14 protein-coding genes and 1 tRNA gene are annotated in these 14,664 nt (G+C 53.6%); 7 read left to right on the top strand and 8 right to left on the bottom strand.

The annotated features are described in order from the left end of the window. From RHJ31_RS12645 to RHJ31_RS12625, 5 genes are all read right to left on the bottom strand, one after another. Positions 1 to 501, bottom strand: coding sequence for a hypothetical protein (locus RHJ31_RS12645; protein WP_302676832.1), 501 nt, complete (start codon positions 499 to 501; stop codon positions 1 to 3). 32 nt (positions 502 to 533) lie between these two features. After that, positions 534 to 1,247, bottom strand: a complete 714-nt coding sequence (locus RHJ31_RS12640) for a lipoate--protein ligase family protein (protein WP_302676831.1) — start codon at positions 1,245 to 1,247, stop codon at positions 534 to 536. Further along, a complete protein-coding gene (gene adhE, locus RHJ31_RS12635) occupies positions 1,244 to 3,901 on the bottom strand; it encodes a bifunctional acetaldehyde-CoA/alcohol dehydrogenase (RefSeq protein WP_302676830.1) in 2,658 nt (885 codons plus the stop codon). The genes RHJ31_RS12640 and adhE overlap by 4 nt, the downstream gene beginning before the upstream one ends. Before the next feature lie 39 nt (positions 3,902 to 3,940). After that, positions 3,941 to 4,705, bottom strand: coding sequence for a pyruvate formate-lyase-activating protein (gene pflA, locus RHJ31_RS12630; RefSeq protein ID WP_206201054.1), 765 nt, complete (start codon positions 4,703 to 4,705; stop codon positions 3,941 to 3,943). Positions 4,706 to 5,194: 489 nt separating this feature from the next. Then, complete coding sequence (locus RHJ31_RS12625; RefSeq protein ID WP_302676829.1) at positions 5,195 to 5,860, bottom strand: 1-acyl-sn-glycerol-3-phosphate acyltransferase; 666 nt, start codon at positions 5,858 to 5,860, stop codon at positions 5,195 to 5,197. Between the two features lie 73 nt (positions 5,861 to 5,933). Here RHJ31_RS12625 and RHJ31_RS12620 point away from each other — a divergent pair, with 73 nt between their 5' ends. Further along, positions 5,934 to 7,877, top strand: a complete 1,944-nt coding sequence (locus RHJ31_RS12620; RefSeq protein ID WP_302676828.1) for an ABC transporter ATP-binding protein/permease — start codon at positions 5,934 to 5,936, stop codon at positions 7,875 to 7,877. On the opposite strand, the gene RHJ31_RS12615 is transcribed toward RHJ31_RS12620, so the two are convergent. Next, complete coding sequence (locus tag RHJ31_RS12615) at positions 7,874 to 9,259, bottom strand: NAD-dependent succinate-semialdehyde dehydrogenase (protein ID WP_302676827.1); 1,386 nt, start codon at positions 9,257 to 9,259, stop codon at positions 7,874 to 7,876. The genes RHJ31_RS12620 and RHJ31_RS12615 overlap by 4 nt on opposite strands. Positions 9,260 to 9,421: 162 nt before the next feature. On the opposite strand from RHJ31_RS12615, the gene RHJ31_RS12610 reads away from it, so the two are divergent. Then, positions 9,422 to 9,871 (top strand): fasciclin domain-containing protein, encoded by a 450-nt coding sequence (locus RHJ31_RS12610; RefSeq protein WP_206201058.1) that lies wholly within the window; start codon positions 9,422 to 9,424, stop codon positions 9,869 to 9,871. Positions 9,872 to 9,875: 4 nt separating this feature from the next. Here the strand turns inward: RHJ31_RS12610 and RHJ31_RS12605 are convergent, their stop codons facing one another. Beyond that, on the bottom strand, positions 9,876 to 10,115 hold the full coding sequence (locus tag RHJ31_RS12605; protein ID WP_206201059.1) for a hypothetical protein: 240 nt from the start codon (positions 10,113 to 10,115) through the stop codon (positions 9,876 to 9,878). 143 nt (positions 10,116 to 10,258) lie between these two features. Between RHJ31_RS12605 and queF the strand changes: the two genes are divergently transcribed. The 5 genes from queF to hisG all read left to right on the top strand — a co-directional run bounded on the left by queF (position 10,259) and on the right by hisG (position 13,736). Next, a complete protein-coding gene (gene queF, locus RHJ31_RS12600; protein WP_149820908.1) occupies positions 10,259 to 10,657 on the top strand; it encodes a preQ(1) synthase in 399 nt (132 codons plus the stop codon). 19 nt (positions 10,658 to 10,676) lie between these two features. Next, positions 10,677 to 10,748: transfer RNA gene (locus RHJ31_RS12595), tRNA-Gly, on the top strand. A gap of 168 nt (positions 10,749 to 10,916) precedes the next feature. Continuing rightward, positions 10,917 to 11,864, top strand: coding sequence for a DnaJ domain-containing protein (locus RHJ31_RS12590; protein ID WP_206201060.1), 948 nt, complete (start codon positions 10,917 to 10,919; stop codon positions 11,862 to 11,864). A gap of 6 nt (positions 11,865 to 11,870) precedes the next feature. Next, positions 11,871 to 13,097: an ATP phosphoribosyltransferase regulatory subunit gene (locus RHJ31_RS12585; protein WP_206201061.1), complete on the top strand. Its 1,227-nt coding sequence runs from the start codon at positions 11,871 to 11,873 to the stop codon at positions 13,095 to 13,097. 3 nt (positions 13,098 to 13,100) lie between these two features. Beyond that, positions 13,101 to 13,736 carry an ATP phosphoribosyltransferase gene (gene hisG, locus RHJ31_RS12580; protein ID WP_206201062.1) on the top strand — a complete coding sequence of 212 codons (636 nt, stop codon included), beginning with the start codon at positions 13,101 to 13,103 and terminating at the stop codon, positions 13,734 to 13,736. Between the two features lie 2 nt (positions 13,737 to 13,738). Here hisG and btpA read toward each other — a convergent pair whose 3' ends face one another. Next, on the bottom strand, positions 13,739 to 14,629 hold the full coding sequence (gene btpA, locus RHJ31_RS12575) for a photosystem I biogenesis protein BtpA (RefSeq protein WP_149820900.1): 891 nt from the start codon (positions 14,627 to 14,629) through the stop codon (positions 13,739 to 13,741). Positions 14,630 to 14,664 lie beyond the last annotated feature (35 nt).

Raw genomic sequence — 14,664 nt, 5'->3', positions numbered from 1 at the left:
TTAGGGGGCAAGTTGGGCTAAACCAGCAAGATCAAATTTTTCAATCCATTCGCGGCGATCGCTGGCGGTAAAACTGGGATCACGGGAGAGTACCTTCACCTGATAGCGGTTGGCCACCAGAATGGCCGTTTGTGTGGTTCCCACCTCTACTGCTGGATAGCCGGCAATCTGCATCGTACTGTTTTGAAACTTGGCGGCAGCCTCAGGGGTGCTAATCGTATCGGAAATGGCCAGCATCGCTAGTTCCTTGCCCTCTTTTTTCAGCTTAGCCTCGGCAAAGCCCTTTTTCTCTTGGACATAGATGCGCTCAAAGCCATTCCCCTCGGGCGGAAAGAAGCGATTAAATTCACTGCCTTGGGTGGCTTCACGACTCACTGCTGGGGGTGCATTGCGCTGAGTGCTTTCCTGTTGCACCTGCTCATAGGGAGAGGGCGGGGTAGGAGCGCAACCGGTAATGAGAAGCGTCAGGGTTAAAATAAGCGCAGTCAGCCAGCGTGCCATGTGAATCCCCAAGACAACAAGCCAATCATAGCCTAGGGGGGGAAGCCATAGGGCAAGTTTGACGTTGTCTTAATCTCTTGCCACTCGCGATCGCTCAAGGGTTCCGGGGTCAGTTTCACTTGCCACTGCGCCTCAAAGGCGTCCAAGAGAGCCGTTTGCACCACCTCTAAAGGGGGAAGGGACTGCCGATGGGGAACACTGCCAAATACCTGCTGCCATAGATCGAGGTCAGGGGTCAGGACAATTGAACCATGCTGCAGGACGCGATCGCCCCGCCAGGCTTGGGCACTACCAATGACTTTCTCGCCCGTAGGTAAAACCAAATCGGCCACGGTGGCTCGGGCAAAGCAATTGATCGGCGCTTGAGAGGAATAGGGGTCTTGTCCCAACTGCAGAGGCCACCCTAGGCGCTCAAACCCCACCCTCAGGAATTGACACAGATCGGTATAAACCTGTCGCCGCCGTTGCCCCAACCCCCACACCACTAGACTGTAGGTGAGATCCCCTTGGTGCAAAACAGCCCGCCCCCCCGTGGGTCGCTGCACCAGTTCGATGGCTTGCCCCTGCCAGGGCAGGTGTTGCCAGTGCTCTGGAATTTGCCGCTGACTGTAGCCAAGGGAGATGGCGGGCGGTGACCAAGTGTAAAACCGCAGACAGGGGCGATCGCTAGACTGCCACAACCACTGATCCACCGCCATTTGCACTTTTCCCGGCGCCCCAAAGGGGGGAATATAACGCCACTTCATTCAGAAGCTGCTTCTGCTGGATGGTAGGCTGCCGCATCCCGCCGACACCCCATATAGGCAAGGATATACAACTCCTTCAGGTCTTGAATCAGCGGATAGCGAGGATTTGCCCCCGTGCACTGATCGTCAAAGGCCAGTTCGGCCATGCTTTGCACCTGTTCATAAAAGGCTTGATCCTCACTGTTGAGGGCTTCCTTAATGGTGGCTGGAATCTCTAACTGCGCCTTCAGGTCTTCAATAGCGGCAATCAGGCGCGCCACTTTTTCCTCTGGAGTGCTACCACCCAATTCAAGAAAGTCGGCAATTTGGGCATAGCGTTCCTTGGCCTGGGGATACTTGTACTGCGGGAAGATTGCCTGTTTCAGGGGGGCATCCGTGGCGTTATAGCGGATGACATGGCAAATCATCAGCGCATTGGCAAGGCCGTGGGGCAAATGGAAGGTGGAGCCAAGTTTGTGGGCCATCGAGTGGCAAACCCCCAAGAAGGCATTCGCAAAGGCCATGCCGGCGATCGTGGCGGCATAGTGAACTTTCTCGCGAGCTTCTGGGTCAGCCGCCCCCAAGCGATAGGCACGGGGTAAGTACGTAAACAGCAGTTTGATTGCCTCTAATGCCAGTCCCTCAGTAAACTCCGTCGAGAGCACCGATACATAGGACTCCAAGGCATGGGTTAGGGCATCAATGCCGCCATAGGCCGTGAGTTTCTTGGGCATGTGCAGCACCAAGTCGGGATCCACAATCGCCATGGTGGGCGTGAGGGCATAGTCCGCCAAGGGGTATTTAATCCCCACGCGATCGTCGGTAACCACTGCAAAGGGCGTCACTTCGGAACCCGTCCCCGAGGTCGTGGGAATTGCCACCATCATGGCTTTTTGACCCAAGGGGGGCAGTTGATACACCCGCTTGCGAATATCCATGAAGCGCATGGCCAAGCCGTCAAACTCCACCTCTGGATGCTCATACAACAGCCACATCACCTTGGCCGCATCCATGGGTGAGCCACCCCCCACGGCAATAATCACATCGGGCTGATAGTCTCGCAGCAGTTCTAGGCCGCGATTCACCGTACTCAGGGTCGGGTCTGGCTCCACTTCATGGAAGATGTCGTGCTTGATGCCCAGTTCTTCGAGGGTGTGCACAATCGGGTCAGTGATCCCCAAGTCAAAGAGGGGTTTATCGGTAACCAAGAAGGCGCGTTTTTTCCCTTCTAGCTCTCGCAAGGCAATGGGTAGGCAGCCGGGTTTGAAGTAAATTTTCGGCGGCACGCGGAACCAGAGCATATTTTCGCGGCGATCGCTCACCGTTTTGATATTCAACAGGTGATGGGGACCGACATTTTCCGACGTGACATTACCGCCCCACGTCCCACACCCCAAGGTCAGCGAGGGATCCAACTTGAAGTTGTACAAATCCCCGATCGCCCCTTGGGAAGAAGGGGTGTTAATCAAAACCCGTGCCGTCTGCATGCGGTATTTGAAGTAGGCAATGTCATCTTGGTTGCGGGGATCGGTGTAGAGCACAGAGGTGTGCCCCATGCCGCCAAAATTCACCAACTGTGCGGCAATTTCCACCCCTTTATGGAACTGGGGTGCCCGATACAAGGCCAAGACGGGACAGAGTTTCTCATAGGAAAATGGCTCCTGCGACCCCACTTCACTCACTTCACCAATGAGTACCCGCGTTTCTGGCGGCACTTGGATATTGGCCATTGCAGCAATAGTGGCTGCTGATTGACCGACAATCGCAGGATTGAGGCGGCCATCCTTCAGGAGCAGTTGTGCCACCCGCTGCCGTTCCTCAGGGGAGAGAATGTAGCCTCCCCGCCGTTGAAACTCGGCCTTGACCGCATCATAGATCTCATCAACGACAATCACCGCCTGCTCCGAGGCACAGATCATGCCATTGTCAAAGGATTTACTGAGGAGAATCGAACTCACCGCTGTGGGAATATTGGCTGTGGCATCAATGAGCACCGGGGTATTGCCCGCCCCGACCCCGATCGCCGGATGACCAGAGGAATAGGCGGCCTTCACCATGCCTGGCCCACCCGTGGCCAAAATCAATTTAATTTGGGGATGCTGCATCAGGACTTGGGAGAGTTCAATGGTTGGCTCATCAATCCAGCCAATAATATCGCGGGGTGCGCCAGCGGCGACTGCTGCATCCAACACCACCTTGGCTGCGGCCACCGTACAGCCCTTTGCTCGGGGATGGGGCGAAAAGATAATGCCATTGCGAGTTTTCAGGGCAATCAAGGCCTTAAAGATGGTCGTCGAAGTTGGGTTCGTCACCGGCACCACACCGGCAATGATCCCCACGGGTTCAGCAATTTTTTGGATGCCAAAAATGGGATCATCCTCAATTACGCCGCAGGTTTTCTCATGTTTGTACTTGTTGTAGATATATTCCGAGGCAAAGTGATTTTTAATGACTTTATCTTCGACAACCCCCATGCCCGTTTCGGCAACGGCTTGTTTGGCAAGGGGAATCCGCGCTTGGTTGGCCGCCATGGCCGCTTGGTGGAAAATGTGATCCACCTGCTCTTGGGTAAACTGAGCATACTGGGTTTGTGCCCTTTGGACGCGCTCAATGAGTGCTTCGAGATCGGCAATGGTTTGAACGGGTTGAGAATGAGTTAAGGCTTGGGCAGTCATGGGCGACTCCTGAGGAAAGAAATTTCTTAAATGGGCAAGTTATTGAACGTTGAGATCATATTCACGGAAAAGGGCGATCGCCCGTTGGACATCTTTGGGACTCGCTGCTGGCGTATCAAACAGTTCATAGGGCAGCCCTAATTGCTGCCATTTGTATTCCCCCATTTTGTGAAAGGGCAACACCTCCACTTTCTCCACGTTACGCAGACCCGCCACAAATTGCGCCAATCCCCGAATATTTTCGGGATCATCCGTCAGCCCCGGTACCAAGACAAAGCGGATCCACGTCGGTTTGTGGATCTCATCTAGGTACTTGGCCAACTCCAAGGTGGGGGTAATCGTGACACTGGTGACCCGCCGATAGGTCTCCGGCAGAAAGGATTTAATGTCCAGCAACACCAGATCCGTTGCCGCCACAACCGGTTTAGCCGCCTCCAAGACCACATAGCCCGACGTATCTAGGGCGGTGTGCAATCCTAATTCGTGGCAGCGCTCAAAAATTTCACGCACAAACTCCGGCTGCATCAGTGGTTCGCCGCCACTAACCGTTACGCCCCCTTGGCGCAGATAGGATTGGTAATGCTGAATATCGGCAATCAGTTCATCCACGGTTACGAGCTTGCCCTGATGGGGTTCGCGGCAGTCGGGATTGTGGCAGTACAGACAGCGCAGTGGACACCCTTGGGTAAAAATCACATAGCGAATGCCGGGGCCATCTACCGTGCCACAGGTCTCAACGGAGTGAATGTAACCTGTCACCTTTTGTTTTTCGGGTTGTTTTTCAGGGAGTATGGAAACCATCATTGAAACCTCGGTGACAACAGATTGCTTGAGATAGCGTTTATGGATTTAAAGAGAACTTTCTAAAAAATTTGCTAAAATTTTAATCGCTTAAGAAAGTATCCCAGTTAACAAAAACTCTGTTTTCAATTCCTCTCTACGTCTTGCCTACGGCCTAGGGGGTACATCTGTTATGTAGCTAGCCATTTTGAACGTGCTCCATTCTTGGGAAAAGAGCAGTACAGTGCTGCGCTTGGTAAAACTATAATTTCAGCATAAAAGCAGAAGCACAATTTGCCCGCTGTCTTAATTAACTTTTAGGATGGGTGGTTGTTTCGCAACGTTGCCTAACTTAATAAAGAGTCTTTAAGTACACCCCTATTGGTGGGCGATCGCTCGCTCAAAGCTTGGAAAATATCAAGATTGAGGCTTTTGAGGACTTGTTCAATCTTGTCTTTATTCTACAAAATTCTCTTGATCTAGGCCAATTGTGTGATTAGTGACAAAGTAGCTCTACTCGCCCTGCGATCGCGCCCATTTGCGGGCCTCAAGCACGGCTGCATGTAAGGCTGCTTCCAGTTGCTGGGTCAATTCCTGTGCCTGTTGTTTGAGGTTGCCCTCGCGCTCAGCGGGCGTCCACAGCGGCGCTCCAATCCAAAGGGCTACCCGCGCACGAAACTGCGGCTGTGGATCGTAGGCAATGCCAACGGGAAAAATCGGCAGGGGGCGATCGGCCTGCAAGACAAGACGGGCAAGACCGGGCTTCAGGGGACGTACTACCTGATCCGGCACAATCCCACCCTCGGGAAAGATCACTAGGGGCTGACCTGCATTGAGAATCTCCAGCACATGGCGCAAACTACTGGGCTGAGGATGCCTAAGATCGACCGCAAAGGCACCCAAGCGACGGATGAACCAGCCCTGCACCCCGCCAAACTCAATGGCATTGGTCATAAAGCGTAGCGGATAAGGCCACACCAAGGGCAAAATCACCGGATCCCAACGGCTACAGTGCTTGGGGGCAAGCAAGAAATGACCCTCCTTGGGCAACTGCTCGCGACCGACAATCGTAATCCGCGAAAAGTAAAGGGGCAAAAATAGGCGATGAATTGGCCATAACCCCCAATAGAGCCACGGTGAGATATGAGATGTGGTGGGTGCCGTTTTTTTATGGCGCATCCGTTCTCCTCTGTAGCTGCCCCCACTACAATAGTAGGCCTGTAGCCCCTTGCCACTGTCGAGGAACAAGCCAATGTCGCAGCCGACCCATCGCTTTAATCTCCGTGTTTGGGGGCAGTTTCTGCGGATTGCCCAACCCTATTTCTTTCCCCGCGATCGCTGGGGCAGCAGTGTGATCTTTATCCTGCTGCTTTTTCTGGTCATTGCCCTCATGTTTGGTGTTCTCTTTGGCCTGACAGCAGCTATCACCTTTGGCCTCAATGCCCTTGCCCCCGAACTGATGGGACAAATTGCCGGCGGTCTCATGGAGATGATTCAATCCCTGTGGGTGCAGCCCCTTAGCCGTAGTATTCTGCTGGGGACGGTGATTCTCCCCTTGGGCGTCTTTGCGCTGCTGCGGCAACCCCTGCTGCCTCGGTGGCAAGCGTGGGCACTCTTGGGGTTACTGCTGATGCTTTCCCTCTCCGTGAGTGGCCTCAACGTGATCATTAGCTTTGTCGGGCGCTTCTTCCAGACGGCACTGGCGGAGAAAAATGCTGAAACCTACTGGCGATTCCTCTTGGTGTATGCTGGCGTTTTTGTGGTGGGGACGCCGATTGTCGTCATTTATCGCTACGTGCGCGAATATCTAGGGTTGCGCTGGCGGGATTGGCTCACCCGTCATTTTTTGGATCGCTATTTCCAGAATCGAGCCTACTACACCATCGAAAACCAAGGCGAGATTGATAACCCTGATCAACGGATCACCGAGGATATCCGCTCCTTTACCCAAACCTCGCTCCAGTTTCTACTGATCATTCTGGGCGAAATTATTGACCTCATTGCCTTTAGTGGCATTCTCTGGAGTATCTCCCAAACCCTAACGCTGACCTTGGTTGGCTATGCCATTGTCGGTACGATTGTGACCGTTTTGATTGGACAACGCCTGATTTGGCTGAACTTTAACCAACTGCGGCGCGAAGCCGATTTTCGTTATGGCTTGGTTCATGTGCGCGATAATGCCGAGTCCATTGCCTTTTATCGCGGTGAAGGCCAAGAGTCGGTGCAGGTGCGTCAGCGCTTTCTCGAGGTGCTGCGGAACTTTAACCTCTTGATTGGTTGGCAGCGCAATCTGGAGTTTTTCACCACGGCCTACAACTATTTTGTGGTGATTGTGCCAGCAGCTGTGGTTGCTCCCCGCTACTTTGCTGGTGAGATTGACTTTGGTGCTATTAGCCAAGCCAGCTTTGCTTTCTCGCAGGTGCTGGGGGCACTCTCAATCATTGTGAACCAGTTTACGAACCTCACGGGCTTTATTGCGGGTATTGAGCGTTTGGCAGAGTTTGATGAGGTTTTGACAACGCCCCCAGTGCCCCCCCAATCCCAAATTCAATTGGTGGAGAAGTCCTACATTGCCCTAGAACACGTGGCTGTGGATACACCGAACTTAGCACGGCGGCTGGTGGAAGATGTCACATTTGCCCTTGAGGCGGGGGAAAGTGTGGTGATTATGGGGCCGAGTGGGGTGGGTAAAAGTTCGCTCCTGCGGGCGATCGCTGGACTCTGGCAAAGTGGCAGTGGCCGTATTATTCGTCCCCCCGTAGATGAAGTGCTCTTTTTGCCCCAACGCCCCTATATGGTGCTGGGTACGTTGCGCACCCAACTGCTCTACCCCAGTGGCGATCGCCAAACCCCAGACGATGTGCTTTTGCACGCCCTTAACGAAGTCAACTTGGCACATTTGCCGGATCGCGTCGGTGGTCTGGATGTGGAATTAGCGTGGGATGATGTGCTGTCGCTTGGGGAACAACAACGACTGGCGATCGCCCGCCTGCTGCTGAATCACCGCCCCTACGCCATTTTGGATGAAGCCACCAGCGCCCTAGACTTAGCCAACGAAAAACGGGTCTATGAGCACATTCAGCGCACCACCCGCAACTACATTAGTGTTGGCCACCGTGAGAGCCTGATGCAGTACCACAAGTACGTTTTAGAACTCAAGGGCGATCGCGAATGGAAATTTTATGCCCTCAGTTAGGTACCGCCGTAGCGGCACACTGTTTTAATATTGACAAACTCCAACAGTCCTGCCCGTCCCAGTTCACGGCCATAGCCAGAGGTCTTGATCCCGCCAAAGGGCAAACGTGGATCCGACTTGACCATCGCGTTAATGAAGACGGCACCCGCTTCGAGATCCCGCACGAGGATCTCCGCTTCATCGCTCTCCTGTGTCCAAGCACTGGCGCCTAAACCAAAGGGTGTGGCATTGGCCAGTTCGATTGCCACAGTTAGGGACGGTACCCGAAAGAGCATCGCCACAGGTCCAAATAGCTCCTGATGAAACACGGGGTTATCTGGAGTGACCTCTGCCAACATCGTCGGCGCAAAGAAATACCCCTGCTGACAATGGCTCGGCAGATCAAGGTTGCGGCGGTAAAAGACCTTGGCACCATGGGCAAGGGCAAGTTCAACCTGGGCGTGGAGTTCATCACGGATGGCGGCAGTAGCAAGAGGCCCCAGTTGTGTGGTGGGTTCCAAGGGATCGCCAATTACCCACGTCTCGAAGGCAGCTTTCATGCCTTCGGCAAAGGTGTCATAGACAGCCTCATGGACAATAAAGCGTTTAGCCGCAATGCAGGATTGGCCATTGTTAATCATGCGGGCTTGGACAGCGGTGGCGATCGCCTGAGGGATATTGGCACTGGGCATGACAATAAAGGGATCACTTCCCCCCAGTTCCAGAACGGTTTTCTTGAGGTGCCGACCTGCTGCTTGGGCTAAACTTTTGCCCGCTGCTTCGCTGCCCGTGAGAGTCGCTGCCTTAATACGCGGATCCGCCACCAGATCAGCAACGGCACTGCCGGGAATCAGCAGGGTTTGAAAGACCCCCGCAGGAAAGCCCGCTTCCCTCAAGAGCTGGGCGATCGCCAGCGCGCACTGAGGCACATTAGAAGCATGCTTGAGCAGAACCACATTCCCCGCCATCAAGGCCGGTGCCGCAAAGCGAAACACCTGCCAAAAGGGAAAATTCCACGGCATCACGGCCAAAATAATGCCAAGGGGCTGGTAATGAATCGCGCTGTAGCTTGCCTCTGTGGGAATTAATTCAGGCCGCAGGAAAGCTGTCCCCTGCTCGGCATAGTAACGACACACCCACGCACATTTGTCAATTTCAGCCCGCGCCTCTGTCATTGGTTTACCCATCTCAAGGGTCATGAGGCGAGCAAGCGCATCCCGCTGCTGTTGCAGGAGATTTGCTGTGTTTTCTAGCCACTGGGCACGCTGCTCAAAGGCTGTCAGACGATAGGTCTCAAAGGTCGTCGCCCCTTGGGCAATCGCCCTCTCCACTTCCTCAGCCCCTAAGGGGGAAAAAGTTTTTAAGACCTCAGCGGTTGTGGGATTAACCGACGCGATTGCCATGATTAAATTTCCCTATCTGGCTGACGCCAGCGATCGCTAGCGCCTAGGACGTGGGTTCAGTATGCTAATTCTAGCGTTTGTTACAGTCCCCATCCTCTTGATGAATGGGGCGATCGCAAACCATCGTTGTGCATTTTCATCGCAGTTGTGGGGCACGCTTTTATGGCAACCATTGTTGATATTGCAGTGAATACTCCCGGCTTTTCCACACTAGTGACTGCTGTCAAGGTGGCCAATCTGGTGGAAGCCCTGCAATCGCCGGGGCCTTTTACGGTGTTTGCCCCCAATGATGATGCCTTTGCCAAGTTGCCCGATGGCACCATTACCTCCCTTGTGCAAAATCCTCCCCAGTTAGCGCGGATTCTCAAATACCATGTGGTTGCCGGTGCCTACAAAGCCGCCGACCTGAAAAAGATGGAAATTGTCACTTCCCTCGAAGGTTCCACTATTCCGATTCATGGCGATCATCCCTTGGAAGTCAAAAACGCCACTGTCCTTGCCGCTGATATTGAAGCGGAGAACGGTATTATCCATGTCATTGACACCGTGATCTTGATGGGTCTGAATCCAGCCCACTCCTTTCAGGACACCAACATCCCCTACAAAGTCTAGGGCGTTAGCGAATTTCCCGCACCAAAAGCCCTTGGCGGATTTTCTCCTCCACAAACTGGCGGTAAAGCTCTAGCTCTTCATAGGTGATTTTGCCATCGGCGCGAATTTGTCGCTTGATTTGCGCCATTTCGTCGGCAGTCAATACGCCGTCGGCGATCGCTCGCTCTAACAGTTGTTTGAGTTGGGCTAGTTCTGCTTTATCGGCCTCTGAGAGAGGGGTTCCATTTGGCTGATAACGTTCCATGGCACTCTCGCCTCAACAACCTCTCTACCCTATTCTCACCCTGCAACGTTGGTGTCGAGGGGCTAGGAACTTAAATCTTGATAAACTTTACTTATGGTCTAAAGAGAATCTCTGAGTCGTTCTCAAGCTGTTGGAACCAAACAATGCAAGTATCAGAAATGAAGTACGGCGAACGCGCCATTCAAGAAGGGCAACTGATTACATTTCCCAATCCACGTCCCGGTCGGCAATACACCATTGAGATTACCCTGCCGGAGTTTACCTGTAAGTGTCCATTTTCTGGCTATCCTGACTTTGCCACGCTTTACGTTAGCTATATTCCCCATGAAAAGGTGGTGGAACTAAAAGCGATTAAGCTTTACATCAACAGCTATCGCGATCGCTACATTTCCCACGAAGAAGCGGTGAATCAAGTCCTCGATGATCTCGTGGCCGCCTGCGACCCCCTCTACATGAAAATCAAAGGGGACTTTGCCCCCCGTGGCAATGTGCATACCGTTATTACAGTCGAACACCATCGCCAGCCGGACAGTTCGTGCTAAAATTATAAACTGCAAGACTGCGGACGTAATTCAGTGGTAGAATGTCAGCTTCCCAAGCTGAACGTCGTGGGTTCGAGTCCCATCGTCCGCTTTCCCTAAAAACCACCAAAATGCGGTACTCTGGGGCATTTCAGAGATTCAAAGCTGCCCTTTCGCGCTAGCGTGGCAGAGCCATGAAGGTACCCAATTGTTTGGCCACCAACCCCCTCTATCAGCAGGTATAATCTAATGATGTTCTGCCCCTGCGGTTTCACTGATTATGCCCTTCGAGATCAATCACGGTCTGGGTCGCTTTAACTCCAAACGGGATCTCCATGCTGCCCTAGGGATTCCATTGTCGGCAGCACCCGGGGAAATTCGCAAGCGGTATCTCAAAATTGCCAAGACACTGCACCCCGACAGCCGTGATGATGAATCGGGCAAAAAAATGGCCAGTGATTTGCTCTCCAAGTTTGTGAATCCTGCCTATGAGGTGCTTTCCCAAGAAAAAGAGCGGGAAGAATATCAAGTCATTTTGCGCTTGCTTGAAAAGCAACTGCTAACGGCCAATATTGTGCCAACGCCCACCTTTGATTTGGCACAGGAAGTCTTTAACGCTGCCAATGTTGAAGAAGCCTATCAAAAGGCGCTCAATACCCTTGCCCAAGATCAGTACAAAGACTTAAACAATGCCCTGAAAATTAGCGAACAAATTAGTGAACTCAATTTGATTTATCTGTGGCGATCGGCAGGCGGCAGGGCAACCGCAGCCACACCCACCGTTTCTACGCCGGCGCCCCTACCTAAATCAGATGAAACCCAAGTGCGTGCCACACCAGCAGTCACCACAGGGACGACACCGCCGACAGAGGCTCCCAAAACAGAGCAATTTACAGAGCAATACTTCCGACGGGCAGAAGAACTCTTTAATAAAGGCATTTATCTGGAAGCCATCAAAGAATTGAAGGATGCCCTGAAAATTGACCCCCGCAGTGCCCGCTGCAATGCTCTCCTAGGCAAGGTGTATCTGCAACAAGGCTCCCTCAGTATGGCCAAAATTCACTTTAATCAAGCCCTGAAGCTCAATCCTCAAGAGGTGACGGCCATACAGGGACTCGAAGCAATTAGCAAGAGGGAGCGCAAAGCCCAGCAACAGCAAAAAAATACTGAGCCGCCAAAACCGGAGAAAAAGAAATCCTCCTTCTTTGGTCTTTTTGGGAAAAAATAATTCACTATGGTGTATCAACCTGCCTGTGGTGCCCGCGATATTTTGCCCCTTGATGTGGCACGGCAACGGTGGCTAGAGCAGCGCTTGGAGCGCGTCTTTCAAAGCTGGGGGTATCAAGAAATTATTACGCCGACGATCGAGACCTTGGCCACATTGACGGCAGGGGGAACCGTTCATCCAGAAACAGTCATTCAAGTCCAAGGAAGCGGTGATGAACCCTTGGGATTGCGGCCAGAATTAACGGCTTCGATCGCTCGCGCTGCTGTGACTCGTATGGCAGGCAGGCAACTGCCTCAACGGCTCTATTACAAAACCAATGTCTTTCGGCGGACAACCGTGGCAGAGTTGGGCAACCAGCAGGAATTTTTCCAAGCGGGAGTGGAGCTACTGGGGGCAACAGGTTTAGCGGCGGATGCAGAAATTCTCTGGCTGGTGCAGGAGTGCCTTGGGGCACTAGCGGTTGAGGAGGCCTATCTCTTGGTGGGGGATGCCCACCTGACGCAACAGTTGCTCAGTCCCTTTCCAGCAGAGCTGCAAAAAACGGTGCGCCAGTGCTTGGCTAATTTAGACCGCGTGAGTTTGCAGGCTCTCCCTACCCCTTGGCGCGATCGCGCCCTTGCCCTCTTTGATCTGCGGGGCACTCCAAGGGAAGTGGGGGAACGCTTAGCGCAGTGGTCTGACGTGGCAGGGGTGGCCGATCGCTTTGGGGAATTGCAACAGTTGTTGGGCTTGGTGGCTGAGTCTTTGGCGATTACCCTTGATCTCAGCCTTGTGCAGTCCTTTGATTACTACACGGGGATTATCTTTGAGGTCTTAATTCCCACGGAAACGGAACTGCGGTTGGTGGCTCAAGGGGGGCGCTATGATCAACTGCTCAGTATCTATCATCCGGACGGTGCCACGGTGCCGGGGATTGGTTTTGTCTTTAATGTCGAGGCGCTCCTGCAGGCGATCGCCATTCCCCCAGCCGCCCTCTTAGCTCCCCGTAGTCAATGGCTGGTGGTTCCCCGCACAAGCAACGCCCTCGCTGCTGCCCTCCACCATGCCCAAACCCTACGCTTGGATGGCTCGACGCGGGTGGAGTTGGCACTTCTAGATCTGACGCCAGAACAAATCCGCGCCTATGCCCGCGATCGCCAGATTCCCTATATTGCTTGGATTGAGAGTGATGCGCCACCGCAGATCGAAGCCCTCAGTGATGGGGCAACCTATTTGCAGATTCAGAGTGTTTAGGCCATGCTAACGATCGCCCTACCCAAAGGTGCCCTACTCAAAGATAGTATTGCCTACTTCCAACGGGTGGGCTTAAATTTTGAAGCGCTCCTCGAGCCGGGAAATCGCCAACTTCAGGTACTTTCTCAGGATGGCCGTGCCCGCGCCCTTTTGGTACGTGCCCAAGATGTCCCGGTTTATGTGCAGTATGGTCAAGCGCAGTTGGGCATTGTGGGCTACGATGTGCTGCGGGAAAAAAATCCCCACGTGGCCAAGCTAGCGGATCTCGGTTTTGGTCAGTGTCGGCTGTCGGTGGCCGTCAAAGCCTCTAGCCCCTACCGCAGTGCCCGCGATTTGCCCCCCCATTGCCGCGTCGCCTCAAAGTTTGTCCGCTGTGCCGATGCCTTTTTCCAGCAGTTGGATTTGCCCGTGGATATAGTGCCGCTCTATGGTTCAGTGGAACTGGGGCCGATTACGGGGATGGCAGAGGCGATTGTGGATTTGGTCTCGACGGGGCGCACCCTCAAGGAAAATGGCCTTGTGGAGCTAGAGCAAATTTTTAGCAGCACAGCCTACTTGATTGCCCATCCCCGCAGCTATCGCCTCAACCTCAATGGTCTTGGACACTACGTTCCGCAGTTAACAGGAGCGATCGCCTGATCTCATTTTTGGCCGTGCACAACCATGGCTGGCAGGGGTTCATTGATCGACCCCCGGCAGTTGCCATTGGCGCGATTGAGTTCCTGAATCTTGTGGTGGGCTCGCTGCCATGCTTCGACAAAACGGCTGACACGAATGGGGTCAATGGGTTGTTCAATCTGGCCATTGCGCTTCAGAGAACTGGCAACAATGACGCCGTTGACGTAGGGCACTAATTGCTCCACATTGTCCCAAGAGGCACCACTGCCAATAAAGAGGGGTTGTCCCTTGGCGGCACTGGCGGCCACGGATAGATCTTCCTCAGTAGGCGGATGTCCCGTTGCCCAACCGGAGAGAATCACCCCATCGGCGAGTCCCCGTTCAAAGGTGTCCCGTACCGCAGTGGCGAGGTTCGGACTGTGGAGCGGCTGGGCGTGCTTTACCATCACATCGGCAAAAATTTTGATGTCTTGCCCCAGTTCGCGGCGGTAGCGCAGGAGTTGATGGGCTTGGCCTTCAATAATGCCTTGATCTGTCGCCATTACCCCAGTGAGCACATTAACGCGGATAAATTGTGCCCCGGTACAGGCAGCGATCGCCAGACCACTGAAGGCATCATTGCGCAGCACATTCAGGCCAATGGGCAAGGCCACCAGATTCTTTAACCGCTGCACCACCAAGGTCATGGCACTGACGACGGCGGCATCCACCCGATCTTTGGTGAAGGGAGCATCAAAGAAATTCTCAACAATAATGGCATTGGCGCCCCCTGAGGCGAGGGCTGTGGCTTCCTGTTCTGCGCGGTCAATAACGGCCTTCAGGCTCCCCCCCCAACGGGCAGAGGTGGGTAAGGGCAGGAGGTGGACAACACCAATGACGGGGGTTGCAGTGTGAAAGAGAGTCTGGAGATCCACAACAATTTCGGCAATAGGTGAACAGTGCAGGTATA

The sequence above is a fragment of the Thermosynechococcus sp. JY1331 genome (assembly GCF_031583475.1).
GTDB lineage: Bacteria > Cyanobacteriota > Cyanobacteriia > Thermosynechococcales > Thermosynechococcaceae > Thermosynechococcus.
This window is presented reverse-complemented; position numbering and strand designations above follow the sequence as displayed.